Raw genomic sequence first — 26909 nt, forward strand, 5'->3', positions numbered from 1 at the left:
ATTCCGGCCCGTCGGGAAATCAGGGGTGACCGTGTTTCCGGATCGGATGGAGAGCAGTGCGTGACCCACTTACGGATGCCAGCGGGACAGCCGACATGAGCGTTCCCACCCATCTGGGCACCGACTTCGACCGGATCTTCGACGCCCACTTCGCCGAGATCCACCGCTACATCGCTCGCAGGCTCTCCGTCGACGCCGCCGACGATCTGGCGGCCGAGGTCTTCCTCGCCGCCGTCAAAGGAGGATACGACTCCTCGCGCGGCGAGGTCAGGCCCTGGCTGTACGGCATCGCCACCAACCTCGTCGCCAGGCACCGCCGGACCGAGGTCCGCAGGTGGAAGGCGCTCGGGCGGACGACCGAACGCGAGGCGGAGAGCCACGAGGACGCGACGCTCGCGCGTGTCACGGCCGGAGCGCTGACCGGCAGGCTCGCGGGGGCGCTTGCAGGTCTGAACCGCGGCGACAGGGACGTGGTGCTGCTGGTGGCGCTGGGCGGGCTGACCCACCAGGAGGTCGCCGCCGCCCTGGAGATCCCCTACGGCACGGTCGCGTCCCGTCTCAACCGGGCGCGCAAGCATCTCCGCAAGGCACTGGGCGACGTCAACCCGTTGAAGGAGGCGCACGATGGATGAGGTCACGCTGCTCGCCCAGGCGGTACCGGACGTGCCGCCGCCCTCGGCCGAGACCGTCGCCAGGGCCCGCGCGCGGATCGCCGCTCGCGAGGCTCCGGCCCGACGCCCTCGCGTGCGCCCGCACTGGGGCTGGACGGCGGGCGCCGCGGTCGCCACCACGGCGGTCGTCACGGCGGTCGTCATGATGGTGTCGAACCTGGCGGGTGTCCCTGAATCCGCGTCGCCGCCCGGGCCGCCTCCGGCGTTCCAGCAGGCGCCACGCGTTCACAAGGGCCTGGACCGCCTCGCGGCCGCGAGGATGCCGCGGTCGGCGACGAAGGCGTCCCTCCGGTTCCGTCCCACGAGCACGAAGATCGCGATTGTGGTCTTCTGTGAGAAGCCCGGCTCGATCTTCTTCAGCAGCGAGGGAGGGAGCAGCGCCGGCGGGATCTGCGGTCCTGACGGGGCGCTCAGCATGCTCGCGGACAAGGCACACGAACCGGGCTGGCTCGGCCGCGAGCACGAGATCACCTTCTGGGTCTTCCCGCCCGACGCGCCCGTCGTGCGCGGGCGAAGCTCGTGCCCGGCCCGGGGATCGTGCGACGGCAAGGAGGTGCTGTCCACTCCGGGGGCGGCCGACCGGCTGGTCGGCAAGCTGGGGAAGCGCCCTGGAGCCTGGTCCGTCGCGGCGTACGACGTCCCCGCCGCGCACGCACTCCACGACACCGCCGGTCCGGAGGAAGGATGACGTTCCGGCACGGCAGGCGCACGCCCTACTCCGATCCACTCGCTCTCCCTCGACGACGCCTCCTTCGAGACCGTCCGGGCGAGGTGGTGGTCGAGGCTGCCGCGTGACGGCGCCGGGTCGATCAGGCCGGCGATCGCGGTCCGGGCTCCGCTGCCGGTGCCCATGGAGGTGGGGGGTGGGTGTTCGCATCCGGTGCCACGGGTCGCGTCGAAACCTCACACCGGGGTACGGCACGCACCGCGAGACCGGTGTCCTTCCGGGATGATCACGTGCGGGACGGGCGCCGGTGGAGGGGTGACTGGTGGATATCGCTGCCGCCGACGGCGTTCGACTGGTAAGGGTGGAAGCATGATCTTCTTGAGGTGGACGGTCCGAGTCGCCGTACTCGCTCTCCTGGTCATCCCGATCACCGCTGTCATCGGCACCCCGCCGGCCGCGGCCGACGGGCGCAAGCGGTCGCAGGCCGAGGCCGGCGCGCTGGCCAGACGCATGCTGGCCCAGCTGAAAGTCGCCAGGCCGTTATCCATCCGTGGGTACAGCCACCGGCGGTTCCAGCCCCGATGGGCACACCACAAGGGCAGGTGTGACGCGCGCGAGGTGGTCCTGGCGCGTGACGGGCGGCGCGTGCGCAGGGACGCCTCCTGCCGGCCGGTCAAGGGGGTGTGGTACAGCCCGTACGACGGCAAGGTGCTGAAGAGCGAGAAGCACGTCGACGTCGACCACGTCGTGCCGCTGGCGTACGCCTGGCGCTCCGGCGCCAGCAGGTGGAGCCAGGCGCGGCGGCGCGCCTTCGCCAACGACCTCACCCGCCCCGAGCTGATCGTGGTCAGCCACTCCGCCAACATCGCCAAGAGCGGCCAGGGGCCGCAGAGCTGGCGTCCGCAGCGCCGCGCCTATTGGTGCCGGTACGCGAGCTCGTGGATCACCGTGAAGCATCATCACCGGCTCTTCGTGACCAGGAAGGAGAAGGTGGCCTTGCTCAACATGCTCCGGACCTGCCGAGGGTGATGGAGCCCAACCGGCCGGTCGCGTGGCGTCGCCGTTCGAGGTCGTGCGTGAACGCGATCGGACAGGTGCTCCGGGCAGGTCGGCGAACCACGGCGAGCGGCCCCCGGCCGAGCCGTACGATCGAGGGGTGATCGGACGCGCCGTCGCTCTCGTGACCGTGACCGTGACCGCGATGGCCTGGGGCGCCTTCGTCCTGTTCGCCACCCCGCGGCAGGAGCCTGGCCGCCCCGCCCCTCGACCGTCGCCGACCAGGAGCGACTCCTCCGTAGCGGAGCTCGACGTCCCGTGGCGCGCGCTGATCGCGCAGGCGGCGGGTCTGCCCGAGCGGGACGTCGAGAGCCGCCTGCAGGCGCCCCTGACGGACCTGGAGGTGATCACGCCGAGCGACGTCTGGGCGGTGGGCAGCCGGACACCGGCCGACAGCCGCCGATGGCACGAAGAGACCACGGCCGTCCTCATGCGCTGGGACGGGAGGCGCTGGCGCCCGGTGGCCCCTCCGCCGGGCATGCGCTTCCCCGATCTGGTGGCCGCGTCGTCGAGCGACAACGTCTGGGTGATCGAGAACCATCGCGGCGTCCAGCGGTGGGATGGCCGCGCCTGGAGCGACATGGGGCGGCCGCGCGTCACCGACCCGGCCGTCCCGAAGGCGTACGTCCTCCAGCTGGCGAGCGTGGCCGTCACCAGCCCGCGCGAGGCGTGGGTGGCGGGGACCGCCTACCGCGACAGCGACCCCGACGCTGCGACGTTCCCCTTCCTGGCCCGCAGGACGGCTTCGGGCTGGTCGCAGATCGACTCGCCTGGCGGCATGGACATCGAGGAGATCGACGCCGTGTCACCGGAGGACGTGTGGGCGGTGGGCCACGTCGGCGGCAAGCTCGCCGTCGCCCACTGGGACGGCCGCCGCTGGCGCCTCGTGCCGAGCCCCACCGCTCCGGCGAAGAACGGCGACGTCCGCCTCAGGGCGGTGTCCCCGGCCGAGGTGTGGGTGACGGTCTCCTCCGTCGCCCAGGTCATGCGCTGGGACGGCCGGCGCTGGCACGTCCTGCCGCCGCCGCCGACCGGGCGTGCCTGCCAGGTCGAGGGTGACGGGCGGGGGAGCGCGTGGATCCTCGCCAAGCAGTACACCAAGGTCCAGCCGCGCATCTACGAGGTGTCCACGGTCCTGCTCCGGTACGACGGCCGAAGGTGGAGCGTCGAGAAGCCGCCCCGGAGCTTCTCCGAGTGCCGGGGGACGCTGGCCCGCGCCCCGGACACCGGCCGGTTGATCTGGGCCGCCGACTTCGCGGGGGAGTAGGGCGAGCCTCCCGCGGGCCGGTCGGTACGCCGGGACCCGGGCGCGGCCGGCGCGTGGCGTTCAGGGGCCGGTGACCTGTACCGGTTGCAGGTGCGGGCGTTTGGCGGTGCGGCCGTCGCCTGACGAGCGGCCCTGGAGCCGGCGGACGAGCCATGGTCCCAGGAAGGCGGCCGCCCAGGTCGCCTCGGTGCGGGCGCGCTGCCATGCCGGTATGGGTGGCAGCGGCGGGAGCGGATGGGTCCAGGACCCGTCGCTGCCGGGCAGTTCGAGAACCTCGGCGACGGCCGCGGCGATGCGGGCGTGTCCCAGGGGGCTGACGTGCAGGCGATCGGCGCTCCACAGCCGGGGGTCGGTGGTCACCGGGTGGGTGAAGGTGTCCACCAGAAGGGCGCCGTGGCGGTGCGCCGCCGCCCTGACACGTTCGTTGAAGTCCAGTACGCGGGGCCGCAGGTGCCGGGCGATCGGGACGACCCGGGCGACGTCGGGGAAGGTGAAGGTGACCACGCGTGCGCCGGAGGCGGCGAAAGCGTCCAGCATCGCCTCCAGCTCGGCGGTGACGGCGGGGGCGTCGAATCCCGGCCTGATCAGATCGTTCATGCCCGCCATGACCGTCACCAGGTCCGGCTCCATCGCGAGGGCCGCGTCCGTCTGTTCGGCGCGGATCTGCGCGGCGAGCCGCCCGCGGACCGCGAGGTTGGCGTAGCGGAACCGCGGCTCCTCGGCCGCCAGCTGTTCTGCCAGCCGGTCCGCCCAGCCTCGGTAGCCGGTCTTCTCGTCGCCGTCGTTCAGCCCCTCGGTCTGGCTGTCGCCGACCGCGACGTATCGCAGATGCCTCATCGGCCCACCTTCATCGTCGAACAAGCGATCATGTGCTGACGAAGCCGCTCGGGGCTTCACGTGGTGGCGGCCGAGCGCTGCTCCAGCACGGCCAAGGCCCACTCGCCCCACTGGTGGTTCTCACGTTCGAAGGCCAGGCCGCGCATCAGCGTCAGGTACGGGCCGACGCGTTCGGACCGCGCCAGGTACTCCTCCTCGCTGCGGCCGTTCAGCAACCGGGCACGGAGCCGTTCGTATCGGGCGATCTTGGCTTGGGCCCAGACCACGCGTTCCTCGACGGCTGCGCGTACGGCCTCGGCGTCGCCGGCGTCCACGGCCTGGACCTTGATCATCAGCTCGTCGCGGATCGCGCCAGGGCGCGGCGGCACGGCGGTGAAGTCGCGCAGCACGCGGCGTCCGGCCTCGGTCAGCGAGAACAATCGCTTGTTGGGGCGACGCTCCTGCTGGATGACCCGTGCCTGGACCAGGCCTTCGGCTCGCATCTTGTCGAGCTCCTTGTACAGCTGCTGGGGTGTGGCCATCCAGAAGTTGGCCACCGACGCGTCGAAACCCTTGGCCAGGTCGTATCCGGACGCTTCGCCCTCCAGAAGCGCGGCCATCACCGCGTAGCGCAACGACATGCGACAACAGTATCGCCAAGTTGATTAGCCGTCTTGTTCCCTAGTCAAAAATGTGACTAGTCGCACGTGTCGCTCTCTGGACGGTGGTCGCACGTCGGAGCTACTGTCTCCCGCGTATAGTCAACAAGTTGAGTAGGAGTGGGCATGCATCCGTTCCGTCAGGCCGTCGAGGCCCACGACATGGCGGCGGTCGAGGCGCTTCTCGCCGAGAACGTCGTGTTCACCAGCCCGGTCGCCTACCAGCCGTATCAGGGCAAGGCCCTCACGGCGGCGATCGTGCGCGGGGCGGCGCGCGTGTTCGAGGACTTCCGTTACGTCAGGGAGATCGCCGGCGCGGACGGCCGTGACCACGCGTTCGTGTTCGAGGCGAAGGTGAACGGGCGGCAGGTCCATGGCTGCGACTTCCTGCACGTGGACGACGACGGGCTCATCGACGACCTCACGGTGATGGTGCGGCCGTTGTCGGGGGCGAACGCGCTGGCCGAGGCGATGGGCGCGCAGTTCGAGCAGATCAGGCAGGAGGCGCTGGGCGCCTGAACGCCTCAGGGGCGGGCGTCATCGAGTGGCGCGACACCGCACTGACCGCCGCCGCCCGGAGCGGCCCGGCGGCGGGCGACCGTGTCATGCTCAGGCGAGGTCCCTGGCGGTGAGAGCCGCCGCCAGCATGCGCGCCTCGGCCGGCACCATGAGGTCCAGGCCGGTCAGGGCGGTCACCCTGTGGAGCCGGTAGTCAAGCGTGTTGCGGTGGATGTGCAGGTCCTGGGCGGTCTGGCGGCGGTTGTGCCCTCGGTTGACGAAGGCACGAAGGGTGTCGATCAGGTACGGGTGAGCGTTCAGCGGGTCGAGCTTCGCGGCGAGTCTGACGAGCCCGCTGCCGGGCCGGGCCAGCTGGTATTCGACGAGCACGTCGTCGAAGCGGACCGTGACGGCGCGGATCGGGAGAGCCCCAAGGCCCTGATCTTCGAGCGCCGACCTCCGGGTGCCTCGGCCCCATGTCCGCGAGGCGGATGGGGCCGAGGCATCGGTTTCGTCTGGTGCCTTCGCGAAGGCAGGCCCCGATCGCGCGTTCCAAGGGAGGTGGCGTGCGCTGCACGACGCCGAATGCGGTCGATCGGGCTCTTTCGCGAGATCTACGTGACTTTCGCCGTGGGTTAACCGTGATGTCGCGAGCGCATTCGCCTGTAGGTCCATCCTGGACAGGGGGGAATGCATGATGGCAGTCACCGCCGTGGCCGCGGGGGTATCCGATGGATCGTGACAGCTCGGATCGCACCCGGACGGATCGGAGCAGCGGCACCGTACAGGAAAGGGCCGCGTACGGCGGCACGATGATCGCGCGCACAGGAGCCGCGCTCCTGCTGGTGCCCTGGATCTGGATCGCCTTGTCCGGGGAGTTGCGGGGCCTGCCGCCGGTGGCGTTCGCCGCCTACGTCTCGGTGCTCGTCCTGGCCGTCGCGTCGGCCGTCCTGGGCTGGGCGACGAAACCCGGCTCGCCGCCGGCAGGCCTCGTCGGCCGGTGGGACCGTGAGCGCATGCAGGTGGCGGTGATCGCTCAGTGGCTGCTGGCGATCTTCATCGCCGCCTCGCTCATCGCCTATGTCGTGCTCCCCGAGTGACCCGCCGAGGTCGCAGGCCGAGGAAACCACCCGCCTCCTAGCCGAAGATCCTGTCGCGCGCCGTGTCGAGAGCTGTCAGCACGGCTCCCTGAAGGATCGCGTTACCCGCCACCGTGCTCCCCAGCACCCTCGTCGGAGCCGGTGACAGCTCGCGAAGGCGCTCGCCCACCAGCCCTGCCAGTTCGTCGCCTCCGGCCCGCCCGATCGTGCCGCCGAGCACCACCAGCCCCGGGTCGAGGACCGTGACCATCGCGAACGCGCCCACGGTGATCAGCTTCGCCCACTCCTCGTGATCGAGTCCTCGTGGCACCGAAGCGTCCACGACGTCGCAGAACGTCGCCCCGTTCACGTCCAGGAGCCCGATCTCGCCCGCGCCGCCCGACACGCCTCGCCGCAGCTGGCCGTCCAGCACGACGGCCGCCCCGACGCCGTCGTCGAGCCACAGCAGCACGAAGTCGTCGCTCTCCCTGGCCGCGCCCGTGCGGTGCTCGGCGATGGCGGCCAGGTTCACCTCGTTCTCGAGGATCACAGGAACGCCCAGCCGGTGCCGTACCGACTTCAGGAAGCCCGGCCCCCACCCGGGCACGCCGTTGTCGGACACCAGGTCGCCGCGACGTGGATCGACCAGGCCCGGCGCACCGATCACCACTGTGTCCAGCGCGCGGCCTCCGGCGGCCGCGGCGACCGCGCTCTCCACGAGCGCGGCCAGGTCCACAGGCTCGGGGCGGGACTCTCCCGCCGTTCCCGGGATGTCGCGGACGGCGGTGCCGAGCGTGGTTCCCGTGATGTCGGCGACCTCCACGTTGACCGACACACGCCGCAGGTCCACGCCTGCCACGTGGGCGCGACCCGCCACGATCCCGTACAGGCGGGCCTTCGGCCCCCGGCGGTCCCCGCCGCACTCGCCGGTCGCCTCGATCAGCCCGCCGTCCATGAGCCGCTCGATCAGGTCGGAGACGGTCGGTCTCGACAGGCCGGTCAGCGCACGCAGTTGGGGGGCGGTCAGCGGGCCGCGTTCCAGCAGCAGGTCCAGGGCGAGCCGGTCGTTGATCGCGCGGGCCATGGCCGGGGTCGCAGTCTTCACCCTGAACATAATAATCAGGGAGCCTGCCTATTACATCTTTTCATCAGGAAGGCTTCCTGATAATTTCTCGGCCATGAGCCCCCATCGCGCCATCGCCGCCGTGTTCGCCGTCCACGGCGCCGTCGCGGGCAGCCTGGCCACCCGCATCCCCTGGATCCAGGATCACCTCGGCCTCGGCGCCGCGACGCTCGGACTGGCCCTGCTCTGCCCATCGATCGGCGCGTTCGTCGCCATGCCCATGGCCAGTCGCCTCAGCTACCGCCTCGGCGGCGCCACCACGACCAGGATCCTGCTCGCGCTGTGGTGCGTCGTGCTCGCGCTGCCCGCGCTCGCTCCCGCGCCCGCCGCGCTGTTCGCCGTCTTCCTCCTGTACGGCACGGCCGCGGGCATGTGCGACGTGGTCATGAACGCCCACGGCGTCGTCCTGGAACGGCACCTGCGACGCCCGATCATCTCCGGACTGCACGGCATGTGGTGCCTGGGCAGCCTCGCCGGCGGCGGTCTCGGCGTCCTGGCCGCCCATACGGAGACCGACGCCAGAGTGCACCTCGGCACGATGGCGCTGCTCCTGCTCGTCGTCGGCGTCATCGCGGGTCGCGGGCTGTACCGTGAGCGCTCGGACGGCGCCGAGCCCGCACCCCGCCGTTTCGCCCTCCCGCCGAAGGCGGTCCTGGCCATCGGCGTGGTCGGCTTCTGCGGAACCTTCGTCGAGGGTGCGAGCGCGAACTGGACCGCCGTCTACCTGACCGAGGTCGCGGCCGCGGGCCCCGGCATGGCCGCCGCCGGCTACACGATCTTCATGTTGTGCATGGCGGGCGCCCGGCTGGCCGGTGACCGGCTGGTCCACCGGTTCGGGCCGGTGGCGGTCGTCAGGGTGGGCGGCGCGCTGGCCGCCGTGGGCGGGGTCATGGTGGTCGTCGCCCGCACGCCGCTGCTGTGCGTCGCCGGGTTCGCGCTGATCGGGCTGGGTGTGGCGGCCATCGTGCCGCTCGTGTTCGCCGCCGCGGGCCACGCGGGTCCGACACCCGGCGAGGGGGTGGCCGGAGTCGCGACCATCACGTATCTGTCGGGCCTGACGGCTCCGGCGGTCACCGGCTGGGTCGCGGGCGGCATCTCCTATCCCGCGGCCTTCGCGTTGATCACCGCGGTGGCCGTCCTGATGGTCCTGCTGTCGGCGGTCATGCGGCCGCGCGTGCGTCCGACCCCCGCGGCGGAGCTCACCCCGACCGGAGTGTGACCTCTCACGACCCGTCCCTCTGTCCGGGTCGCCTCGCTGTCCAGGCTGTCCCGCTGCGCGGCCCGTCCCCGCCGCCCGGGTCGTCTGGCCGTCGGGTCGTCCCGCGTCAGTCCGAGCGCTGGGCGATGAGCAGGCCCAAGCCGTCCAGGATGCGTTGCAGGCCGAACTCGAGTGCCTGGTCGTGTCCGCCATGCCGGCTCGCCGAGGTCAGCGCGGCGGCGATGGCGGGGTAGCGCTCGGCGTGCGCCTGCATCAGCTCCCCAAGCGCGCCAGAGAACTGCGCCTCGGGGCCGCCCGCGGGGCCCGCCGCCTGTGCTTGCTGCGCGATCCCGCGCACGTGACCGGCCAGCAGGACCACGGCGTCGAGCCGCTCGGCGCCCGTGAGGCCGGAGCCGTCCAGCGCGCCGACGGCCAGCTCCATCCACGCGAGCTCCCTGGGCCCGGGGACCCTGGGGCCCACCATGGCGTCCAGTAGCCAGGGGTGTCGTTGGAAGACGGTGACGAGCCGGCGGGACCAGTCGGCGAGTCGCTCCCGCCAGCCGCTGCCCGGCCCGCTCAGGGGCGGGGCCTCACCGATCGCGGCCTCGACCATCAACGCCACCAGCTCGGCCTTGCCGGGCACGTACCGGTAGAGCGCCATCTTGGTGACATCGAGCAGCCCGGCGACCCGCTGCATCGACACGGCGGTCAGGCCCTCCGCGTCAGCGATCTCCGCGCCGGCCCGCGCGATGCGGTCCAGGCTCAGCGCCGGCTTGGGTCCGCGTGACGGCTTCGGATGCGGGCCCCACAGCAGCCGTGCGGCCGGACTCTGCTCGTCGCTCATCTCTCCACTCCTGTCCCCGCCCTCTTGCGACCCGCCAAAAACTGTGTCTATCGTACACACTTAATAATCAGTGTCCGGCAGACACAGTTTTTGGAGTGGTGCCCATGAGCAAGAACGTCCTCATTTCCGGCGCGAGCATCGCGGGACCGGCGCTGGCCTACTGGCTGGGGTGCTACGGGTTCCAGCCCACCGTGGTCGAACTGGCGCCGGCCCTGCGCGAAGGCGGCCAGGCCGTCGACTTCCGCGGCGAGACCCACCTGACGGTTCTGGAGCGGATGGGCGTCCTCGCGGAGCTGCGCCGGCTCCAGACCGGCGGCAGCCCGATGCGCTTCGTCGACGAACACGGCCGCGAGCTGCTGCGCCTGCCTGCCGAGGTCGCCGGCGGCGACGTCGAGGTACTGCGCGGCGACCTGGCCAGGGTGCTCTACGAGCGCAGCCTCCCGCACACCGAGTACATCTTCGGCGACTCGATCACCAGCCTCACCGAGACCGCCGAGGGCGTGCTGGTCCGCTTCCGGTACGGTCCGCCCCGGAAGTTCGACCTCGTGATCGGTGCGGACGGCCTGCACTCCAACGTGCGCAGGCTCGCCTTCGGTCCCGAGGAGGGATTCGTCCGCCACCTCGGCTACCACGCCGCCACCTGGCACCTGGCCAACTACCTGGACCTCGGGCCTGGCTTGGTCGGCTACAACACGCCTGGCCGCCTGGCCGGCGTCGGCGGCGACCACAGGGACGCGACGAAGGCCGGCGCCTTCTTCGTCTTCGCCGCACCCCGCATCACCTACGACCGCCACGACCAGGAACAGCAGAAGGCGCTGATCGCCGAGGCCTTCGCGGGCCTCGGCTGGGAGGTGCCGCGACTCCTCGAGTCCCTGCGGCAGGCCCCGGAGCTCTACTTCGACTCGATCAGCAGGGTGGACGTGGGCGCGTGGTCCAAGGGGCGGATCGGCCTGGTCGGCGACGCGGCCTGCGGCGCGACCATCGGCGGCATGGGCAGCGGGACCGGAGTGGTGGCCGCCTACGTGCTGGCCGGCGAACTCGCACTGGCCGAGGGCGACCACCGGACGGCCTTCACACGGTACGAGAAGACGTTGCGCGGCTACGCCGAGAGCTGCCAGAAGGGCGGCGCCCGCACGGGGAGGTTCCTCGCCCCCGGCACCGCGACCGGCCTTCGCCTTCGCAACGGCCTGCTGAACAGGCGGTCCGTCATGAACTGGATGCTCAAGGAAGGGCAGAAGGTCAGCACGGTCGCCCTGCCCGACTACCGAGCCGAGCTGAGCCGCCCCAGGCGGTGACCGTGGCCGCCCGTCCACCTGGGCAGGCCGTCCGGGGACGCGTTTCACCGACCGCGCAAACGCCTGCCCCCTCCGCCCTGCCCGCACACAGCTGACCGCACCACCGCTCGACCTCGCCGTACAGGTCGCCGGCACGCCCGCGCCCGGACGGGCCTCCCGCTCGGGCCTCGGCAAGGGCGTGCGCGACGCCGGCCACGCCCGCGCCCCGGACGGGCCGCTTCGATCCCGCACCGCGGAACCACGAGGTGGCCGCGTCGGGGATGCCATGGGAGGGTCGCCTCCGGCGTGACCGGCGCCGCCCTCCCGTGGAGTAGAGGATCAGAGGGTCAGGGGATCAGGAGCAGTTTGCCCGTCGTGCGCCTGGCAGCCAGGTCCTCGTGTGCCTGCCGAGCCTCGGCCAGCGGGTAGCGGCGAGACACGGTCACCTTCAGCTCGCCCCTGCCGATCCACCCGAACACGTCGGCCGCCCGGCTCAGCAACTCGTCGCGTTCGGCGATGTGGTGCACGAGCGAAGGTCTGGCCAGGAACAACGATCCCCGCGAGGTGAGCGCCTGCGAGTCGAACGACGGCACGGGCCCGCTCGCCACGCCGTACACGGCCACCACGCCACGCGGGCGCGCCGAGGCGAGGCTGCCCTCGAAGGTCGCCTTGCCGATCCCGTCGTAGACGGCGTCCACACCAGGCGGTGCGAGCCGCTTCACCTGCTCGGCGAACCCCTCGTAGCCGATCACCTCGTCCGCGCCGGCCTCGCGGGCCGCCTTCTCCTTCTCCGGGGTGGACACCGTGCCGATCACACGGGCGCCGCGCAGCTTGGCGAGCTGGGTGAGCAGCAGGCCCATGCCGCCGGCCGCGGCGTGGATCAGCACGGTGTCGCCCTGCTTCACCTCGTGGGTGGTGTGCGTCAGGTAGTGGGCGGCCAGCCCCTGGAGCAACGAGGCCGCGGCGACCTCGAACGACACGTCCTCGGGAATCGGGACCAGCCGGTCGGCCGGCACCAGGGCCCGCTCCGCGTAACTCCCCAGCACGTTGACCCAGGCGACCCTGTCGCCCACGGCCACCCCTTCGACACCCGGACCGAGCGCGGTCACCGTGCCCGCGCCCTCCGACCCGATGGACGTCGGGAGCGGCACCGGGTACACCCCCGACCTGTGGTAGATGTCGACGAAGTTGACGCCGCTCGCGGCGACGTCGACGAGCACCTCTCCCCGGCCTGGCACGGGGTCCTGCAGCTCGCGGTGGTCAAGGACTTCTGGTCCGCCCTGGGCGGTGATGACAATGGCACGCATACTGCTGATGAACCCGTCAGATCCGGTAGGGATTCCCGGCTTCTGGGCCGTCCTTGACCTCGGTGGCCCCACGCGCGTGGTGGTTCCTGCACCCGATCGAAGGAGCCGTTGCGGTCGCTCCGGCCCGTGGATACGCATCGATCTCCTCCCGTGAGGTGCGGGGAGTCAGCTGAGCAGGTGCAGAACTCGTTCGGCCTGGCGTTCCAGGGTGCCTGCCGGATTGTGGGGTGTGGCCGGCCCATCGGGGCCGAGCATGAGGAACCACCCCAGCGCGAACAGGCGACGAAACTCCCGCACGCGCTCGGCTTCCTGCCGGGTCAGGTCGACGCAGGCAAGCAGCCGCTCTGCGTCCAGGACACCGTCGACGCGGGAGATGTGCTCGGCTACCTCGCCCAGTTCGAAGGCGCGATCACTGCGACCGGAGTCTTCCCAGTCGATGAGCCGCACCTGGTGCTCATCCCACAGGTAGTTGGCATGGTTTCCGTCAGCCAAGCCGAGGACGGGCGTCAGCGGGTTCGTGGTGAGTTCGTCCGGCGCGGAGGAGGCGAGCCAGGCGGCACCCGTGTGGACCGCCTGCCGTACGAGGGGGTCCTCGCCAAGGTCGGGTCGCTTGTCGGCCCAGGCGCGGACCTTGCTCACGGCCAGGGCGGGTCGCCAAGCGGCGGGCTCGACCGCCTCGACCACGTGAGCGGGAATCTCGTGGTGCAACCGGTTCAGAGCCGCGGCCATCGCGCGGATCTGCTCTTCGGTGACGTGCTCGCCACGCAGGACACGGCCGGGCAGCCGGGTCATCACGATCGCGGGGGGACATGTCTCGAACTCGGCTCGGACAGGCGTGGGCGCGAGGCCTGGCACGTGTTCGGCGAGGAGCGTCAGCGCCGCCCACTCTCGGTGGGGTTCTCCTCGATCCCACGACGTGTATCGCTTGGTCACGACGTCGTCGCCGAGTTCAAGGTCGTGCGTGCTGAAGCGGTCGCTCACCATTTCGGTCCCTCTGTCGAAGGGAAGATCTCCAGTCGGCTGCTTCGGAAACTCCCCCTCAGAACGACCACATACTATGCGCATTGACAGATGATAAGCAGATGATGATGATATTTGTATGCTTATCAATCAGGATGGCATCAGGGAGCTTGACCGCCGTGCCGTGATGGCCGGCGTCGCGGTGGTGGGAAAGGCGACGGGCGAGGACCTCGGGCGGCCGACCCCGTGCGCGGGCTGGACGCTGGCGGATCTGCTGGCCCACATGATCGCCCAGCATCGCGGGTTCGCCGCCGCGGCCAGAGGAGAGGGCGCGGACCTCGCGGCCTGGCGGGTCCCTTCGCCGGACGAGGACGTGCTGCAGGAGTACGGCCGGGCCGCGTTGCACGTGATCGACGCCTTCGCCCAGGACGGGGTGCTGGAGCGCGAGTTCGCCCTCCCGGAGTTCGGCTCCCACGCGGTGTTCCCCGGCGCGCGGGCCATCGGCTTCCACTTCATCGACTACCTGGTGCACGGATGGGACGTCGCCGTGACGTTGGGCATCGACTACGTGGTGGCGGACGATCTGGTGGAGGCCGCCTGGCCGATCGCTCAGGCGGTCCCTGACGACGAACGGCGGCTGGCGCCCGGATCCGCGTTCCGTCCAGGCGTGACCGCGCCGGAGGAGGCCACCCGCTTCGAGCGGATCCTCGCCATGCTCGGCCGTACCCCTGACGGGCGCGGTTGACGCGCCCTACGCGCGAGCGGGGCGGCCCTCCAGAAGGCGGACGATCTCGGCATGCCCGGTGCCGAGGGGCGTCTCCGAACGCAACTGGCCGCTGCTGTCGTGCACCTCGGCCACGACCCGTTCGCCGCCGCCTTCCGCATCCTCGCGGCGGACGGTGATCCGCGCCCCCTCGGAGGCGTACTGCCGCGCCCTGTCGCGCACGACCGCCTCGATGTCCTGGCCGGCGTACTCGCGGGCCAGTTCGATGGGACGCAGGCCCTGACCATCGGCGATCGTGGGATCGGCTCCGTGGTCGAGCAGCGTCCTGACCACGGCCGCCGCGCCGTACCGTGCGGCGTGCACGAGGGGGGTGCCTCCGGCGCCGTCGCGGATGTCGGGGTCGGCGCCCCTGTCGAGCAGCACCGACACGACGGCGAGATGGTCCTTCGCGGACGCCCAGTGCAGAGCGGCCATCCCGTGCCGGTCGCGATCCTCAAGCCTGTCGGGGTCGGCCCCTCCGTCGAGCAGCGCGACCACCGCGTCGAGGTGCCCCCAGCACGCGGCGGCGCACAGCGGCAGGCCTTCGCTCTCGGCGCCGCTCTCCCTGTCGGGATCGGCCCCGGCGGCCAGCAGCATGCGCACGATACCGGCTTCCCCTCGCACGGCTGCCCGGTAGAGGGCCGTGGCGCCCTCGTCGTCGGGCTGGTCGGGGGACGCGCCGCCGTCCAGCACTCGCCGGACCTCGTCGTCGCCCTCGAACGTCGCCGCCGTCACCAGTTCGCTCTCCGTCACCCGGCCCAGTGTGTACGGCGGCGCCGTCGACCTCCACCGATTTTCCGCCAGGCCTCTCCGCCGAGCGCCTTTGCCCGCACCCTTCGCGAGGGAAGCGCCCGCACCCCTTCACGAGGGAAACACGGGGCCGTGCCGAAACCCCGTGACGGGCGCGTGCGTTGACGTCCGGTCTGCGGAACCGGTCACGATCCCGAGATCCCGCGCGCCACGGCTCGGGGCCCGAGGTGCAGACCGGCGGTGGCTCCTCCGGCCCGGCCCTCCCTCGGCGCCAGCGGTGGCCGGTCGTGCGGAGGGAGGGCATGTGGTGGACGGTCGGCGCTGAAGGCCCCGCCCCGTGTGATGGCCGGCCGTGCTGAAGACCTCTGGCCGCGGGGTCGGTTGTGCTGGAGGTGAAGGCCTGCGTGGTGTTGGTTGGTTGCTGTGGGAGTGGAGCCCGGGTGGGGGATGTCACCGGGTGGAGTCGGGGGTGGAGGTAGAGGTGTGACGGCTGGAGGTCGGTGCGGGGGTGGTCAGCTGTGCTGGGGGACCGAGGCGAAGTGTTCCCGTAGGTGCGGCACGAGCTCGCCCGCCCGCTCGTCCACGAAGAACAGCCTGCCGCCCTCGATCTCCGCGACCTTCCTGACCCCCGGAATGGTGTCACGCAGCCATGCCGCCCACCGCAGCTCGAAGAACGCGTCGTCGGTGCCCCACACCACCAATGTGGGCACGGTGAGCGCGGCCAGCCCGGGTTCGATGGCGATGAGGTCCTTGGCGTCCAGCCCCGCCACGAACCGTTCGAAAGCGCGGCCGCGTTCGGGGTCGCCGAAGATCGGCCGGAGGAACCGGTCGACCAGTGCGGCGGGATCGTCGATGCGTTCGTAGCTCGTGCCGAAGGCGCTTTGCGCCACGAGCTCGGGCTGGTCGAGCAGTTGGGCGGTGAGCGGGGCGAGCTGTCCCTGCGCGGCGAGCTCGACCGTGGGCTTGAACGTCTCGGGCGGCAGATTGTCGTGCACGTCGCAGTTCGTCAGCGTGAACGTGCGCAGCCGTTCGGGATGCCTGACCGCGAAGACCTGCGCGATGGCGCCGCCGGTGTCGTTGGCGACGAGGTCGACCGTCCCGAGGTCGAGGTCCGCGCAGACCTCCTCGATCAGCTCGGCGAGCGCGGGGAGCGACAGGTCGTCTCTCGCCTCGCTCTGTCCGTGGAGGGGCAGGTCGAAGGCCACGCATCTGCGCTCGGCGCGGAGTTCGGCGATGACGTTGGCCCACAGGCTCGCGTTGGTGCCCAGGCCGTGCACGAACAGGGCGACCGGCCCGCGGCCTTCGTCGACGTAGGAGATTCCATGCGGCGTTCTCATCGTTCCTCCGATTGCATACCGACTGTCGGTCTAGAAAATAACCGACTGATAGTCGGTATGTCTAGAGTGTTCGCATGAACCTCAAGGCAGAGCGCGGCGCCGCCACCCGCGACAGGGTCCTGGCCATCGCCACCCGCCTGTTCGCCGAGCACGGCTACGACGGCACCTCGATCGAGATGGTCCTGCACGAATCGGCCCTGAGCAGAGGTGCGCTCTACCACCACTACGCGGGCAAGGACGCCCTGTTCGAGGCGGTCCTCGAGGCCGTGGAGGAGAGGGTCGGCCGCGAGATCGCCGAGGCGGTGACAAGGGCGGACGGCGCGGCCGGGGCGGCGACGGGGACAGCCGGCGCGGTCGGGGCGGGGGCGGGCGGCGCGGCCGAGGCGCTGCGCCTGGGCGTCCTGGCGTGGGTCCGCCTGGCCGGCGACCCGGTGATCCAGAGGATCGTTCTCATCGACGCGCCCTCGGTGCTCGGCTGGGAGAAATGGCGCGAGGTCGAGGCCCGGCACGCCTTCGGCATGCTCAAGGGGGCGCTTCGGGCCACCGGGGCCGTTCCGGGCGACCATCTGGATCTGTACGCGCACATGCTGCTGGCGGCGGTCAACGAGATGGCATTGCTGGTGGCACGGACGGGGAAGACGGAGGAGGCGGAACGCGCGGTCGAGGACTTCCTCGCGCGCCTGCTGGCCGGACCTGCGCCGACCTGAACGAGGCATCCCCGTCGTTCACCGAGGAGGAGTCCCGCCTACCGGCCGACGGTCTCATGGAGCTGGAACATGGGCGGGCGACACCTGATACGAATCCCAGCGCGCGTCCACCAGGTCAGGCCCGGCCGCCGACCGGCTCGCCGCGCCCCGCGGGTGAACCTGCCCGAACAAGCGGGCTCGGCGTTCTGGAGGTGGCCACGTCATCAGCCGGACGAGGCCGGTGAGCGCGGTGAAGAGGAAGAGGTCGGGGGAAGCCGGCCGAAGACGCGGTTGGGGGAACGCCGGGTCACGGTCCGTGGCGTACGGCAGGCCGGGGTCGCGGAGACGTAGGCGACCGGGTCGTCCGGCCGAATTCTCGGCGACGCCCGGATGGCGATGCGGCAAACCCCCTTCAGTGCCGGGATCGGGGGCTGTTAGCGTCCGGCCATGTCCGAACCTACGGCAACAGCAGACCTCGCCCCGGCGGTGGATCGGATTCCCGGATGGTTCTGGCCGACCGACCGGCGCCTGTTCGAGTGGTTCCTGTCGGCGGGCGATCAGGGAGACCTTCTCGAGCTCGGGACCTACCTGGGCAAGAGCGCGGTCCTGATCGGCGGGCATCTACGGCAAGGGGAAACGTTCACCGTCTGCGACCTGTTCGAGTCGGACGCGCCCGACGCCGACAACGACGCCGAGACCAGCAAGTCGTACTCCACGCTCACCCGGCGGAAGTTCGAGGACAACTACCTCAGCGTGCACGCCACTCTGCCGCGGATCGTGCACGGGCCGACCTCGGAGATCCTCGACCACGTCAAGCCCGGGTCCTGCAGGTTCGTCCATGTCGACGCGTCACACCTGTACGCGCACGTCAAGCAGGACGTGCTGGCGGCCAGGACGGTCCTGCGCGAGGACGGAGTCGTCGCGTTCGACGACTACCGGAGCGAGCACACGCCGGGCGTCGCCCTGGCGGTCTGGGAGGCCGTCTCCGCGCTGGGGCTGGAGCCGATCTGCGTCAGCACCCAGAAGCTCTACGCCACGTGGGGCGATCCCGCCCCTGTCCGGACGCGCATGCTCGCGTGGCTCGGCACCGTCCCCGACCTGTGGCACACCGTCGACGTGCTCGGCGAGCGTCAGCTCGTGCGCGTCAACCAGCGGAAGAAGCCGAAGCCCGCCGCGGGCGGCGGCGACCTGGCGGAACTGGAACGGCTGAGCGCCGAACTCCAGCGCACCTCGGCGGAGCTGAAGAAGACCGTGACCGAGTCCAGAACCGCCGTGCAGGCGCTACGGAAGGCGACGGGTGAGATCAGCCTGGCCGGGCCCGTCGTCCAGCGCGCCGTCCGGTGGACCCGCAAGCGGATCACCCGGCCTCGGTCGGCAGGCTGAGGGTCGTGGATCGGCGTCTTCCGCCCGGCCGTGAGCGGCGGGAAGGACGGCGCCGTCTAGGACCGGCGGTATCGGGTATCCAAGGACTTCTATCGCCGAACCAGGGGCTGATGGCGGAGCTGTCATGGGCGACAACCTCTTCCGCGCCGCGCTCGACGAGCTTGGCGCCGTGCTCGCGAAGCTGGACGAGCGGCAGGTCGACGCCGCGTGCCGGCTGATCGCCGATGCGACGACGGTCGGCGTCTACGGCTGTGGCAGGGAGGCGCTGCAGATCCAGGGCTTCGCGATGCGCCTCTTCCATCTCGGCCTGCCTGTGGCGGTGATCGGCGACATGACCATGCCGGCGCTGGGCCACGGCGACGTCTTCCTCGTCACCTCCGGCCCCGGCGAAACCGCCACGGTGCTGGCGCTGATGCGGACGGCGAAGGCGGCGGGCGCGACGAACCTGCTGCTGACGGCCGAGGCTGAGAGCAGCGCGGCCGAGCTCGCCGATCTGGCGATCGTGATCCCGGCGCAGACCATGGCCAGCGACCAGGGCGAAAGACGGACGTCCGTCCTGCCGATGGGCTCGGTCTACGAAGGCGCGCTGTTCGTGCTGTTCGAGGTGATGGTGCTGAAGCTCAGCACGTTGACGGGCGCCACGCGCGAGGCGATGCGCGCCAGGCACACCAACATGGAGTGAGCGAGCCGTCCCCCGCTCGTCAGGTCTCCCCGACGATGGCGCGCAGGGCGGCGACGTGCGCCTGGTAGGCGGCCCTGCCGGTCTTGGTGAGCGCGAGCCAGACCCGCTGCCTGGTGTCGCGCACGGCCTTGGTCTGCTCCACATACCCGGCGTCCATCAGAACGCTGACGTGCTTGCTCAGCACCGAGTCGCTGACGCCGAGCCGCTCGCGGACCACGCCGAACTCGACCTTTTCGGCCGCCTCCAGCAGGGCACAGATCCGCAGCCGGTTCGGCGCGTGGATCGTGGCGTCGAAGCCGTCCTCGGCCCTGTCGATCACCTTCATGCCGAGGTCCGCGCCCGCCGGTTGTGGACGATCCCGTATCCGATGATCCAGCCCATGGACAGGAGCGCCGCGGCCACCCAGACCCAGTTCCCCCTGTGGTCGAGTAGCTCGGCGGCGATCCAGAGCGCGGGCAGCGGCGCCGCCAGAACCAGTTGCCGGCGCAGCGTGAGCTCGCGAGGCGCGATCCCCGCCCTGTCGACCTGCCTGGAGTACAGGCGCTCGGTGAGCCACCAGCCGGCGCCGATGACAGCCAGCAGCGCGATCGTGGCGAGAGGGGTGGTGTCCGCCAGCATCTGCGCCACCATGATGCCTGCCACCAGCAGGCTGATGACGGGGAAGAACCAGCCTTGGATCGGTGTGTTGCCCGCCGCGCGTGCCTGTCTGGCCGCGTCCAGTGCCGCGGCGGCCTCAAGGGGAGAGGGGCGGTCGACGTTCTCGTTTGTTTCCATACTGGAAAGGGTCGATCAGACTTTCCGTGTTGTCAACACTTGACTTTCCTCTATGGAAACAGTGCGCTCCGGCCCTGTCTGACAGACAGGGACGAGCCGACCGGCTCGGCCCGCTGTTCGTCCTCACGCACCACCTCGGTGACGTGCCCGGCGACCCGGCGGTCACCTTCCTGTCCTGCGGCCTCGACGAGGCGGTCAGTACCGCCCTCGAGGTCGCAGGGGGCAGGGGGGAGGGATCACGACGACGGCCGCCGGCGTGGTTCGCAGCGCGTCGGTGAGCTCGTCGACGAGCAGCGATGACAGGTGGTTCGTGGGTTCGTCGAGGATCAGCAGGTCGGGCCGCTCGGCCAGGCACAGCGCCAGATGCAGACGGCGCTGCTGCCCCTGGGACATCCGCCCCAACGGCGTGCGGAGCGCCTCACGGTCCAGCAGTCCCGTGCTCCCGAGCGGGAGAAGGTCGGTCTCGGCCACCTCACCCTGTGTGACGAGCATCGCGGTGTGCCTGCGGTACACCTCGTGCGCGTGCAGATCGACCGGCCACGGGGGCACTTCCTGCGACAGGTAGGCGATGGCGGTGCCGGCGGAGCGGCGTACCGCCCCGGTCGACGGGGTGATGTGGCCGGCCAGGACGCCGAGCAGCGTCGACTTGCCGGCGCCGTTCGGGCCGGTGACGAGGAGCCGGTCGCCGCCGTCCAGGTCCCATGAGATCAGCGCGCGCAGCCGTCCCTCGACCGTCACCTCGTCGCACCGCAGGATCGGCATGCCACGGCGCGTCCGCAGCTGTGGCCACCGCAACGACTGCGGCGGCTGCGGCACGCTCACCCGGTGCGCCTCCAGGACCTCTTGCCTGCGCCTCAGGCCTTGGACGACCCCTGGGGCGTGCGACTGGCGCTGGTGCTTTCCCGTGCCCTTGTCCGGCCGCCACCCTGTGGTGAGCCGGTTGCGAGCCTCCTGCACAGCCTGGGTCAGCCTGGCGTGCTCCGCCTGCTGGGCCTCGTATTCCTGTATCCACCGTTCCCGTTCCCGTCGGCGGCCCTCCTGCCAGCCGCCGTACCCTCCGGCGAACACGCGAGCACGGCCGTCCTCGCTCGGGTCCAGGTCGAGGAACTCGTCGGCCACCTCGCGCAGCAGGGCACGGTCGTGGGAGACGATCGCCAAACCGCCTGCCCGTGATCGCAGGTGGGAGGTCAGGAAGTCCAGACCGTCGGCGTCCAGATGGTTGGTCGGCTCGTCCAGCAGGAGGACGTCGTGGCTCCCGCCGAGCACGCATGCCAGGCGCACGCGATAACGCTCGCCGACGGACAATGTGGCGAGCTTCCTGTCACGGTCCGTGCACGCGTCGAGCCCTTCGAGGGCGATGTCGACCCGACGTTCCGCGTCCCACGCATCGAGGCGCGTCGCGGTGTCGAGGGCGGTCGCGTAGAGATCATCTGCGCCCTCGTCGCCCCTTTCCAGACCCGCGGCGGCAAGGTCCAGCGCGCGCAGAGCCAGGTGCGGCAGGCGCACCGACTCGGCGACCAGGGTGCCGACGGTCTCTCCCGCATGGGCACGGAGCGACTGATGGACCACCCCCGATGTGCCCCCGCGTTCGACGGCGCCGTCGTCGGGCGCGAGGTCGCCGGCCAGGACGCGCAGCAGCGTCGTCTTGCCCCGGCCGTTCTCACCCACGACGGCCGTCCGCGACCGGTGCGAGACCGTCACGGTGACGTCGGACAGCACAGGTCGCCCGCCGAGGACGACCCGTATCTCGCGGGCGCGGACGTGAGCGCTGGTCCCGGCCGGCAGGCGACCGGTCGTACTCAGTTCAGAGAGAAGTTCTTGCGTCGACCGGCTGGACGCAGGCCGACCGCGTGAGGGTGATGCCTTCACAGTGTGCTCCACAGTTCGCTCCGGAACCGGGCAGCACGAAGAAGCCGCCCGGTACGACTACCGGGACGGCGGACACACGAGAAGAGAGCTCAGTGCCGCGCCGTCAGGCGCGACGGCGGAGCTTCAGGGAGCCAACACCTCGATACATGCGCCTCATGCTACACACCCTCACGACCTGCCCTCCCGTCCGTCGACAAGGTGTTCGACGAGCCGGCCGAGCGGCTCCCACGAGGGCCCTCGCCGAGAACGCAGGCCGCGGCAGGCGGCGCTGGGCGGTTAGGCCGGACGGATCAGGGCAGGATTCGCATTGTGGCAGGTCGGGGATGGCTCTCTCGGTGGCCGGTGCTCCGGCAACTCAAGGGAGAGGACGGTAGGAGCGATGCCGTGCGCTCGGCGCGGACCGACGCTCTGAGGCCGCGCACCGAGGAGGCGGACACGGTCGCCCGCTCGATCTGCCCGTACTGCGCGGTGGGCTGCGGCCAGCTCGTCTACGTCAAGGACGGCCGCGTCAGCCAGATCGAGGGCGACCCCGACTCGCCCATCTCGCGTGGGCGGCTGTGCCCCAAGGGCTCGGCCAGCAAGCAGCTCGTCACCCATCCGGGCCGCCAGACCCACGTGCTGTACCGCAGGCCGTACGGCACGCAGTGGGAGCGGCTGGATCTCGGCACCGCGATGGAGATGATCGCCGAGCGGGTGCTGAGGACGCGACGGGAGACCTGGCAGCAGACCTCTGAGGGCAAGGTCGTGCGCCGCACGCTGGGCATCGCCGGTCTGGGCGGGGCGACGCTCGACAACGAAGAGAACTACCTGATGAAGAAGCTCTACACCGCCCTCGGCGCGATCCAGGTGGAGAACCAGGCGCGCATTTGACACTCCTCCACCGTCCCCGGTCTGGGGACCAGCTTCGGGCGTGGCGGCGCGACCACCTTCCAGCAGGACCTGGCGGGTGCGGACTGCATCGTCATCCAGGGCTCCAACATGGCCGAATGCCACCCTGTGGGCTTCCAGTGGGTGGTGGAGGCCAAGGCACGGGGGGCGAAGGTCTTCCACGTGGATCCGCGCTTCACCCGGACCAGCGCGCTGGCCGACCGCCACCTGCCGATCCGCGCGGGTAGCGACATCGTGCTGCTCGGCGCCCTGATCAACCACGTCCTCGGCAACGAGCTCGACTTCCGCGAGTACGTGCTGGCCTACACCAACGCCGCCACCCTCGTGTCCGAGGACTTCCAGGACACCGAGGATCTCGACGGGCTGTTCTCCGGCTTCGATCCCGAGACGCGCTCGTACGACCCGGCGAGCTGGTCGTACGAGGGCACGGGCGAGCACGCGCCGGGCGAGACCCTGGAGGGCGGACTGCACCACGCGAGGGCCGCGGGGGCCGACCGCTACGGCTCCAGCGGCGCCGCCGCGCACCCCAGCCCGCCGACGGACCCGACGCTGCGCCACCCGCGCTGCGTCTACCGGGTCCTGAAGCGGCATTTCGCCCGTTACACCCCGGAGATGGTGGAGCAGCTGTGCGGCATCTCGCCGGAGGACTTCGCCGAACTCGCCGACGCGATCACCGCCAACTCCGGCAGGGAACGCACCACGGCATGGGTGTACTCCGTCGGCTGGACGCAGCACACGGTCGGCGCGCAGTACATCAGGACCGCGGCCATCCTCCAACTGCTGCTGGGGAACGTGGGCCGTCCCGGCGGCGGCATCCTGGCGCTGCGGGGACACGCGAGCATCCAGGGCTCGACCGACATCCCGACGCTGTTCAACATCCTGCCGGGCTACCTGGCCATGCCCCACGCCCACCGGCACGAAGCTCTGGACGACTACCTGGAGCGCGAGGGCGGCGACACCGGCTTCTGGGGCAACCGGCGCTCCTACATGGTGAGCCTGCTCAAGGCCTGGTGGGGAGAGGCGGCCACCGAGGAGAACGACTTCTGCTTCGACCACCTGCCGCGCCTGACCGGCGACCACAGCCACTACACCACCGTGATGGGCCAGATCGACGGGACGGTGAAGGGCTTCTTCGTGGTGGGGGAGAACCCCGCGGTCGGCTCCTCCGGCGGCCGCGCCCAGCGGCTCGGCCTGGCCAACCTCGACTGGCTGGTGGTGCGCGACCTGACGTTGGTGGAGACGGCCACGTTCTGGAAGGACGGTCCGGAACTCGAGACCGGCGAGATGCGCACCGAGGGCATCGGCACCGAGGTGTTCTTCCTCCCGGCCGCGAGCCACGTGGAGAAGGAGGGCACCTTCACCAACACGCAGCGGCTCCTGCAGTGGAGGGAGAAGGCGCTCGACCCGCCCGGCGACTGCCGCAGCGACCTGTGGTTCTACTATCACCTCGGCAGACTCGTCAGGGAGCGGCTGACCGGGGACGAGATCGACCGGCCGGTGCGCGAGCTGACGTGGGACTACCCCGAGGTCGGCGAGCACAGGGACCCCTCGGCGGCGGCCGTGCTGCGCGAGATCAACGGCGTCGGCCCCGACGGCAGGGCGCTGTCGTCCTTCAGCCAGCTCAGGCCCGACGGGTCGACCGCGTGCGGCTGCTGGATCTACTGCGGCGTCTACGCCGACGAGGTCAACCAGGCCGCCCGGCGCAGGCCGGGCCGGGAACAGACGCCCGTGGCACCCGAATGGGGCTGGGCCTGGCCGGCCAACCGGCGGATCCTCTACAACCGCGCCTCCGCCGATCCGCAAGGCCGCCCGTGGAGCGAGCGCAAGGCGTACGTGTGGTGGGACGCGGAGCGCGGCGAGTGGACCGGGCACGACGTGCCCGACTTCGAGCGGAACAAGCCGCCTGACTACGTGCCGCCCGAGGGCGCCAGGGCCGAGGCCGCGCTGGCCGGGACCGACCCGTTCGTCATGCAGTCCGACGGGAAGGGCTGGCTGTACGTGCCGGCGGGCCTGGCCGACGGACCGCTGCCCACCCACTACGAGCCGCACGAGTCGCCGGTCGCCAACCCGCTGTACGGCCAGCGGGCCAACCCCGCGCGCCGGATCTACGCGCGTCCGGAAAGCCCCTACAACCCGCCGGAGTCGCCCCGCTATCCGTACGTGCTGACCACCTACCGGCTCACCGAGCACCACACGGCGGGCGCCATGAGCCGGCCGCTGGCCTACCTCGCCGAGCTGCAGCCCGCGCTGTTCTGTGAGGTGTCCCCGCAGCTCGCCGCCGAGCTCGGGCTGGTCAACGGCGACTGGGCCACGATCGTGACCAGCCGTACCGTGATCGAGGCCAGGGTGCTGGTCACCGGCCGGGTCCGGCCGCTGCGGATCCAGGGCAGGACTGTCCACCAGATCGGCATGCCCTACCACTGGGGGTGGGGCGGCGGCGGCCTGGTGACCGGCGACGTCACCAACGACCTGCTGCCGCTGGTGCTCGACCCGAACGTCTACATCCAGGAGGGCAAGGCCGTGACCTGCGACGTGCTGCCCGGAAGGCGGCCGAGGGGCCGGGCGATGCTCGACCTGCTGGAGGTCTACCGCGATGGTGGCTGAGCGGATGGGGTTCTTCACCGACACGAGCGTCTGTATCGGCTGCAAGGCCTGCGAGGTGGCCTGCAAGGAGTGGAACCAGCTGCCCGACGACGGGTTCGTGTTCGAGGCGACCTCCTACGACAACACCGGGCGGCTCGGGGCGAGCACCTGGCGCCACGTGGCCTTCATCGAGCAGTCGCGCCCCGTGCGGACGAACGGCGGCGGGGACGACAGCGGCGTGGACGACGGCGGCGTGGACCGCTGGCTGATGTCGTCGGACGTGTGCAAGCACTGCACCCACGCCGCCTGCCTGGACGTGTGCCCGACCGGCGCGCTGTTCAGGACCGAGTTCGGCACGGTGGTGGTGCAGGAGGACATCTGCAACGGCTGCGGCTACTGCGTGCCTGCCTGCCCGTTCGGCGTGATCGACCGCAGAGAGGACGACGGGCGGGCCTGGAAGTGCACGATGTGCTACGACCGGCAGCGCGGGGGCCTCGAACCGGCGTGCGCCAAGGCGTGCCCGACCGACTCGATCCAGTTCGGCCCGCTCGACGAGCTCCGGGAGCGGGCCGAGGGCAGGCTGGAGCGGCTGCACGCCGAGGGACGCACCGAGGCCCGGCTGTACGGCGAGAGCCCCGACGACGGGGTGGGCGGCGCGGGGGCGTTTTTCCTGCTGCTGGACGAGCCGGAGGTGTACGGCCTGCCGCCGGATCCCGTGGTGACCACCCGCGACCTGCCGTCCATGTGGCGCTGGGCGGGGGCTGCGGCGCTGTCCTTGGCAGGGGTGGTGGCAGTGGCCTTCGCGGCGTCCCCCAACGGGGGCCGACGGTGACGCGGGAGCGGGCGATGGTGCAGGAGGCCGAGTTCCGGTCGTACTACGGCCGGCCGGTGATTAAGCCTCCGATCTGGCATGAACCACACATGCCCACCTATCTCTACCTGGGCGGTCTGTCCGGTGCCTCGTCGGTGATGGCCGTGATGGCGGGGTTCACCGGGCACCACCGGCTCGCGCGCACCGCCCGGCTCGCGGCGGCACTCGGGGCGATCACCGGTTCCGGCCTCCTGGCGGCCGAGCTGGGCAGGCCCGAACGGTTCCTCAACATGTTGCGTGTGTTCAAGCCGACCTCGCCGATGAGCGTGGGCTCCTGGATCCTGGCCGCCCAGGGAGGGCTGTCGGCGGTCGCCGCCTCGTCCGAGTTGACGGGGGTCCTGCCCCTCGTGGGCGACGCCGCGGCCCTCGCCACGGGAGTGACGGGTCCGCTGACCGCCACCTACACCGCCGTCCTGGTCGCCGACACCGCCGTGCCCGCCTGGCACGAGGCGTACAGGGAGCTGCCGTTCCTGTTCGCCGGGAGCGCGCTGGCCGGCGCGGGGGCGCTGGGCATGCTGGCGGCGCCCCGCGCGGAGCAGCGGCCCGCCCGTGCGGTGGCGATGCTCGGGGCCGTCATGGAGACCGCCGCGGCCGCGGTGATGGAGCGCAGGCTGGGGCCGGCGGGCGAGCCGTACCGGCTGGGGAGGGCGGGCCGCCTGATGCGCTCGGCCCGCGCGCTGACGGTCTGCGGCGGGCTGTTCGCCGCGGCCGCCGGGCGCGGCCGTACGCTCAGCGTGCTGTCCGGCCTCGCCCTTACGGCCGGCGCCCTGTGCACCCGCTTCGGCATCCTGGAAGCGGGCAGGGCATCGGCAGCTGACCCGAAGTACACGGTCGTGCCCCAGAGGCGGCGCCTCGACGACGGAGCCGCCGATGGACGGTGACGGCGTGTGCCGCCGCGGTCACC

General features: G+C 71.2%; 27 protein-coding genes. 15 read left to right on the top strand and 12 right to left on the bottom strand.

The genetic code is table 11. The annotated features are described in order from the left end of the window. The first annotated feature begins 95 nt into the window (after positions 1–95). From AC3EO4_RS12545 to AC3EO4_RS12560, 4 genes are all read left to right on the top strand, one after another. Positions 96–632 (top strand): RNA polymerase sigma factor, encoded by a 537-nt coding sequence (locus tag AC3EO4_RS12545; RefSeq protein WP_379568052.1) that lies wholly within the window; start codon positions 96–98, stop codon positions 630–632. After that, the gene (locus tag AC3EO4_RS12550; RefSeq protein ID WP_431895493.1) at positions 625–1359 is read left to right on the top strand and encodes a hypothetical protein; all 735 of its coding nucleotides are present in this window, start codon (positions 625–627) and stop codon (positions 1357–1359) included. The genes AC3EO4_RS12545 and AC3EO4_RS12550 overlap by 8 nt, the downstream gene beginning before the upstream one ends. Positions 1360–1707: 348 nt before the next feature. Then, positions 1708–2367 (top strand): HNH endonuclease family protein, encoded by a 660-nt coding sequence (locus AC3EO4_RS12555; protein ID WP_379568048.1) that lies wholly within the window; start codon positions 1708–1710, stop codon positions 2365–2367. A 127-nt stretch (positions 2368–2494) separates the two neighbouring features. Next, complete coding sequence (locus AC3EO4_RS12560; RefSeq protein WP_431895495.1) at positions 2495–3661, top strand: hypothetical protein; 1167 nt, start codon at positions 2495–2497, stop codon at positions 3659–3661. Positions 3662–3721: 60 nt separating this feature from the next. Here AC3EO4_RS12560 and AC3EO4_RS12565 read toward each other — a convergent pair whose 3' ends face one another. Together AC3EO4_RS12565 and AC3EO4_RS12570 are read right to left on the bottom strand one after the other, a co-directional pair. Next, entirely contained in the window at positions 3722–4498 is a 777-nt protein-coding gene (locus tag AC3EO4_RS12565; RefSeq protein ID WP_431895497.1) for an SGNH/GDSL hydrolase family protein, read from the bottom strand. A 56-nt stretch (positions 4499–4554) separates the two neighbouring features. Continuing rightward, positions 4555–5118, bottom strand: a complete 564-nt coding sequence (locus AC3EO4_RS12570; protein ID WP_431895499.1) for a PadR family transcriptional regulator — start codon at positions 5116–5118, stop codon at positions 4555–4557. Between the two features lie 144 nt (positions 5119–5262). On the opposite strand from AC3EO4_RS12570, the gene AC3EO4_RS12575 reads away from it, so the two are divergent. Beyond that, positions 5263–5655, top strand: a complete 393-nt coding sequence (locus tag AC3EO4_RS12575; protein ID WP_379568042.1) for a nuclear transport factor 2 family protein — start codon at positions 5263–5265, stop codon at positions 5653–5655. 90 nt (positions 5656–5745) lie between these two features. On the opposite strand, the gene AC3EO4_RS12580 is transcribed toward AC3EO4_RS12575, so the two are convergent. Further along, the gene (locus tag AC3EO4_RS12580) at positions 5746–6024 is read right to left on the bottom strand and encodes a PucR family transcriptional regulator (RefSeq protein ID WP_431895502.1); all 279 of its coding nucleotides are present in this window, start codon (positions 6022–6024) and stop codon (positions 5746–5748) included. A gap of 422 nt (positions 6025–6446) precedes the next feature. Here AC3EO4_RS12580 and AC3EO4_RS12585 point away from each other — a divergent pair, with 422 nt between their 5' ends. Next, positions 6447–6734 (top strand): hypothetical protein, encoded by a 288-nt coding sequence (locus tag AC3EO4_RS12585; RefSeq protein ID WP_379568037.1) that lies wholly within the window; start codon positions 6447–6449, stop codon positions 6732–6734. Positions 6735–6771: 37 nt separating this feature from the next. On the opposite strand, the gene AC3EO4_RS12590 is transcribed toward AC3EO4_RS12585, so the two are convergent. After that, entirely contained in the window at positions 6772–7818 is a 1047-nt protein-coding gene (locus AC3EO4_RS12590; protein ID WP_431895504.1) for an ROK family transcriptional regulator, read from the bottom strand. Between the two features lie 73 nt (positions 7819–7891). On the opposite strand from AC3EO4_RS12590, the gene AC3EO4_RS12595 reads away from it, so the two are divergent. Beyond that, complete coding sequence (locus AC3EO4_RS12595) at positions 7892–9055, top strand: MFS transporter (protein WP_379568033.1); 1164 nt, start codon at positions 7892–7894, stop codon at positions 9053–9055. 106 nt (positions 9056–9161) lie between these two features. Here AC3EO4_RS12595 and AC3EO4_RS12600 read toward each other — a convergent pair whose 3' ends face one another. Then, positions 9162–9878, bottom strand: a complete 717-nt coding sequence (locus AC3EO4_RS12600) for a TetR/AcrR family transcriptional regulator (protein WP_431895507.1) — start codon at positions 9876–9878, stop codon at positions 9162–9164. A gap of 104 nt (positions 9879–9982) precedes the next feature. Here AC3EO4_RS12600 and AC3EO4_RS12605 point away from each other — a divergent pair, with 104 nt between their 5' ends. Then, the gene (locus AC3EO4_RS12605; protein ID WP_431895509.1) at positions 9983–11173 is read left to right on the top strand and encodes an FAD-dependent monooxygenase; all 1191 of its coding nucleotides are present in this window, start codon (positions 9983–9985) and stop codon (positions 11171–11173) included. A gap of 326 nt (positions 11174–11499) precedes the next feature. Here the strand turns inward: AC3EO4_RS12605 and AC3EO4_RS12610 are convergent, their stop codons facing one another. Both AC3EO4_RS12610 and AC3EO4_RS12615 read right to left on the bottom strand, forming a co-directional pair. Then, positions 11500–12459 (bottom strand): quinone oxidoreductase family protein, encoded by a 960-nt coding sequence (locus tag AC3EO4_RS12610; RefSeq protein WP_431895511.1) that lies wholly within the window; start codon positions 12457–12459, stop codon positions 11500–11502. Positions 12460–12624: 165 nt separating this feature from the next. Next, entirely contained in the window at positions 12625–13440 is an 816-nt protein-coding gene (locus tag AC3EO4_RS12615; protein WP_488186339.1) for a phosphotransferase family protein, read from the bottom strand. Positions 13441–13558: 118 nt separating this feature from the next. Between AC3EO4_RS12615 and AC3EO4_RS12620 the strand changes: the two genes are divergently transcribed. Further along, a complete protein-coding gene (locus tag AC3EO4_RS12620; RefSeq protein WP_379568023.1) occupies positions 13559–14164 on the top strand; it encodes a TIGR03086 family metal-binding protein in 606 nt (201 codons plus the stop codon). Positions 14165–14170: 6 nt separating this feature from the next. On the opposite strand, the gene AC3EO4_RS12625 is transcribed toward AC3EO4_RS12620, so the two are convergent. Further along, positions 14171–14935 carry an ankyrin repeat domain-containing protein gene (locus AC3EO4_RS12625; protein WP_431895515.1) on the bottom strand — a complete coding sequence of 255 codons (765 nt, stop codon included), beginning with the start codon at positions 14933–14935 and terminating at the stop codon, positions 14171–14173. 509 nt (positions 14936–15444) lie between these two features. After that, complete coding sequence (locus tag AC3EO4_RS12630; RefSeq protein ID WP_379568019.1) at positions 15445–16269, bottom strand: alpha/beta fold hydrolase; 825 nt, start codon at positions 16267–16269, stop codon at positions 15445–15447. A 74-nt stretch (positions 16270–16343) separates the two neighbouring features. Here AC3EO4_RS12630 and AC3EO4_RS12635 point away from each other — a divergent pair, with 74 nt between their 5' ends. The 3 genes from AC3EO4_RS12635 to AC3EO4_RS12645 all read left to right on the top strand — a co-directional run bounded on the left by AC3EO4_RS12635 (position 16344) and on the right by AC3EO4_RS12645 (position 19020). Next, positions 16344–16976, top strand: a complete 633-nt coding sequence (locus tag AC3EO4_RS12635) for a TetR/AcrR family transcriptional regulator (RefSeq protein WP_379568017.1) — start codon at positions 16344–16346, stop codon at positions 16974–16976. A gap of 426 nt (positions 16977–17402) precedes the next feature. Next, entirely contained in the window at positions 17403–18338 is a 936-nt protein-coding gene (locus tag AC3EO4_RS12640; protein ID WP_379568015.1) for a class I SAM-dependent methyltransferase, read from the top strand. A 124-nt stretch (positions 18339–18462) separates the two neighbouring features. Next, positions 18463–19020: an SIS domain-containing protein gene (locus AC3EO4_RS12645; RefSeq protein WP_379568013.1), complete on the top strand. Its 558-nt coding sequence runs from the start codon at positions 18463–18465 to the stop codon at positions 19018–19020. Positions 19021–19039: 19 nt separating this feature from the next. Here the strand turns inward: AC3EO4_RS12645 and AC3EO4_RS12650 are convergent, their stop codons facing one another. The 3 genes from AC3EO4_RS12650 to AC3EO4_RS12660 form a co-directional block, all read right to left on the bottom strand. Then, complete coding sequence (locus tag AC3EO4_RS12650; RefSeq protein WP_431895519.1) at positions 19040–19345, bottom strand: transcriptional regulator; 306 nt, start codon at positions 19343–19345, stop codon at positions 19040–19042. Then, on the bottom strand, positions 19342–19794 hold the full coding sequence (locus tag AC3EO4_RS12655; RefSeq protein ID WP_431895521.1) for a hypothetical protein: 453 nt from the start codon (positions 19792–19794) through the stop codon (positions 19342–19344). The genes AC3EO4_RS12650 and AC3EO4_RS12655 overlap by 4 nt, the downstream gene beginning before the upstream one ends. Before the next feature lie 195 nt (positions 19795–19989). Then, the gene (locus tag AC3EO4_RS12660) at positions 19990–21597 is read right to left on the bottom strand and encodes an ATP-binding cassette domain-containing protein (RefSeq protein ID WP_431895570.1); all 1608 of its coding nucleotides are present in this window, start codon (positions 21595–21597) and stop codon (positions 19990–19992) included. Positions 21598–21972: 375 nt separating this feature from the next. Between AC3EO4_RS12660 and fdh the strand changes: the two genes are divergently transcribed. From fdh to nrfD, 3 genes are read left to right on the top strand one after another with little or no spacing between them, the layout of a single operon-like run. Continuing rightward, complete coding sequence (gene fdh, locus AC3EO4_RS12665) at positions 21973–25155, top strand: formate dehydrogenase (RefSeq protein WP_431895523.1); 3183 nt, start codon at positions 21973–21975, stop codon at positions 25153–25155. Then, a complete protein-coding gene (locus AC3EO4_RS12670) occupies positions 25145–25966 on the top strand; it encodes a 4Fe-4S dicluster domain-containing protein (RefSeq protein WP_379568004.1) in 822 nt (273 codons plus the stop codon). Before fdh ends, AC3EO4_RS12670 begins: the two co-directional genes overlap by 11 nt. Positions 25967–25980: 14 nt before the next feature. Continuing rightward, complete coding sequence (gene nrfD / locus AC3EO4_RS12675) at positions 25981–26886, top strand: NrfD/PsrC family molybdoenzyme membrane anchor subunit (protein ID WP_379568002.1); 906 nt, start codon at positions 25981–25983, stop codon at positions 26884–26886. The last annotated feature ends 23 nt before the right edge of the window (positions 26887–26909 follow it).

It is taken from the genome of Nonomuraea sp. bgisy101 (assembly GCF_057708945.1).

Coding starts and splice junctions, on each gene's coding strand:
- AC3EO4_RS12655 (WP_431895521.1), bottom strand. CDS start 19,794: ATGGAAACAAACGAGAACGTCGACCGCCCCTCTCCCCTTGAGGCCGCC.
- AC3EO4_RS12575 (WP_379568042.1), top strand. CDS start 5,263: ATGCATCCGTTCCGTCAGGCCGTCGAGGCCCACGACATGGCGGCGGTC.
- AC3EO4_RS12605 (WP_431895509.1), top strand. CDS start 9,983: ATGAGCAAGAACGTCCTCATTTCCGGCGCGAGCATCGCGGGACCGGCG.
- nrfD (WP_379568002.1), top strand. CDS start 25,981: ATGGTGCAGGAGGCCGAGTTCCGGTCGTACTACGGCCGGCCGGTGATT.
- AC3EO4_RS12630 (WP_379568019.1), bottom strand. CDS start 16,269: ATGAGAACGCCGCATGGAATCTCCTACGTCGACGAAGGCCGCGGGCCG.
- AC3EO4_RS12635 (WP_379568017.1), top strand. CDS start 16,344: ATGAACCTCAAGGCAGAGCGCGGCGCCGCCACCCGCGACAGGGTCCTG.
- AC3EO4_RS12545 (WP_379568052.1), top strand. CDS start 96: ATGAGCGTTCCCACCCATCTGGGCACCGACTTCGACCGGATCTTCGAC.
- AC3EO4_RS12610 (WP_431895511.1), bottom strand. CDS start 12,459: ATGCGTGCCATTGTCATCACCGCCCAGGGCGGACCAGAAGTCCTTGAC.
- AC3EO4_RS12650 (WP_431895519.1), bottom strand. CDS start 19,345: ATGAAGGTGATCGACAGGGCCGAGGACGGCTTCGACGCCACGATCCAC.
- AC3EO4_RS12550 (WP_431895493.1), top strand. CDS start 625: ATGGATGAGGTCACGCTGCTCGCCCAGGCGGTACCGGACGTGCCGCCG.
- AC3EO4_RS12565 (WP_431895497.1), bottom strand. CDS start 4,498: ATGAGGCATCTGCGATACGTCGCGGTCGGCGACAGCCAGACCGAGGGG.
- AC3EO4_RS12570 (WP_431895499.1), bottom strand. CDS start 5,118: ATGTCGTTGCGCTACGCGGTGATGGCCGCGCTTCTGGAGGGCGAAGCG.
- AC3EO4_RS12585 (WP_379568037.1), top strand. CDS start 6,447: ATGATCGCGCGCACAGGAGCCGCGCTCCTGCTGGTGCCCTGGATCTGG.
- AC3EO4_RS12595 (WP_379568033.1), top strand. CDS start 7,892: ATGAGCCCCCATCGCGCCATCGCCGCCGTGTTCGCCGTCCACGGCGCC.
- AC3EO4_RS12555 (WP_379568048.1), top strand. CDS start 1,708: ATGATCTTCTTGAGGTGGACGGTCCGAGTCGCCGTACTCGCTCTCCTG.
- AC3EO4_RS12620 (WP_379568023.1), top strand. CDS start 13,559: ATGCTTATCAATCAGGATGGCATCAGGGAGCTTGACCGCCGTGCCGTG.
- AC3EO4_RS12645 (WP_379568013.1), top strand. CDS start 18,463: ATGGGCGACAACCTCTTCCGCGCCGCGCTCGACGAGCTTGGCGCCGTG.
- AC3EO4_RS12600 (WP_431895507.1), bottom strand. CDS start 9,878: ATGAGCGACGAGCAGAGTCCGGCCGCACGGCTGCTGTGGGGCCCGCAT.
- AC3EO4_RS12670 (WP_379568004.1), top strand. CDS start 25,145: ATGGTGGCTGAGCGGATGGGGTTCTTCACCGACACGAGCGTCTGTATC.
- AC3EO4_RS12640 (WP_379568015.1), top strand. CDS start 17,403: ATGTCCGAACCTACGGCAACAGCAGACCTCGCCCCGGCGGTGGATCGG.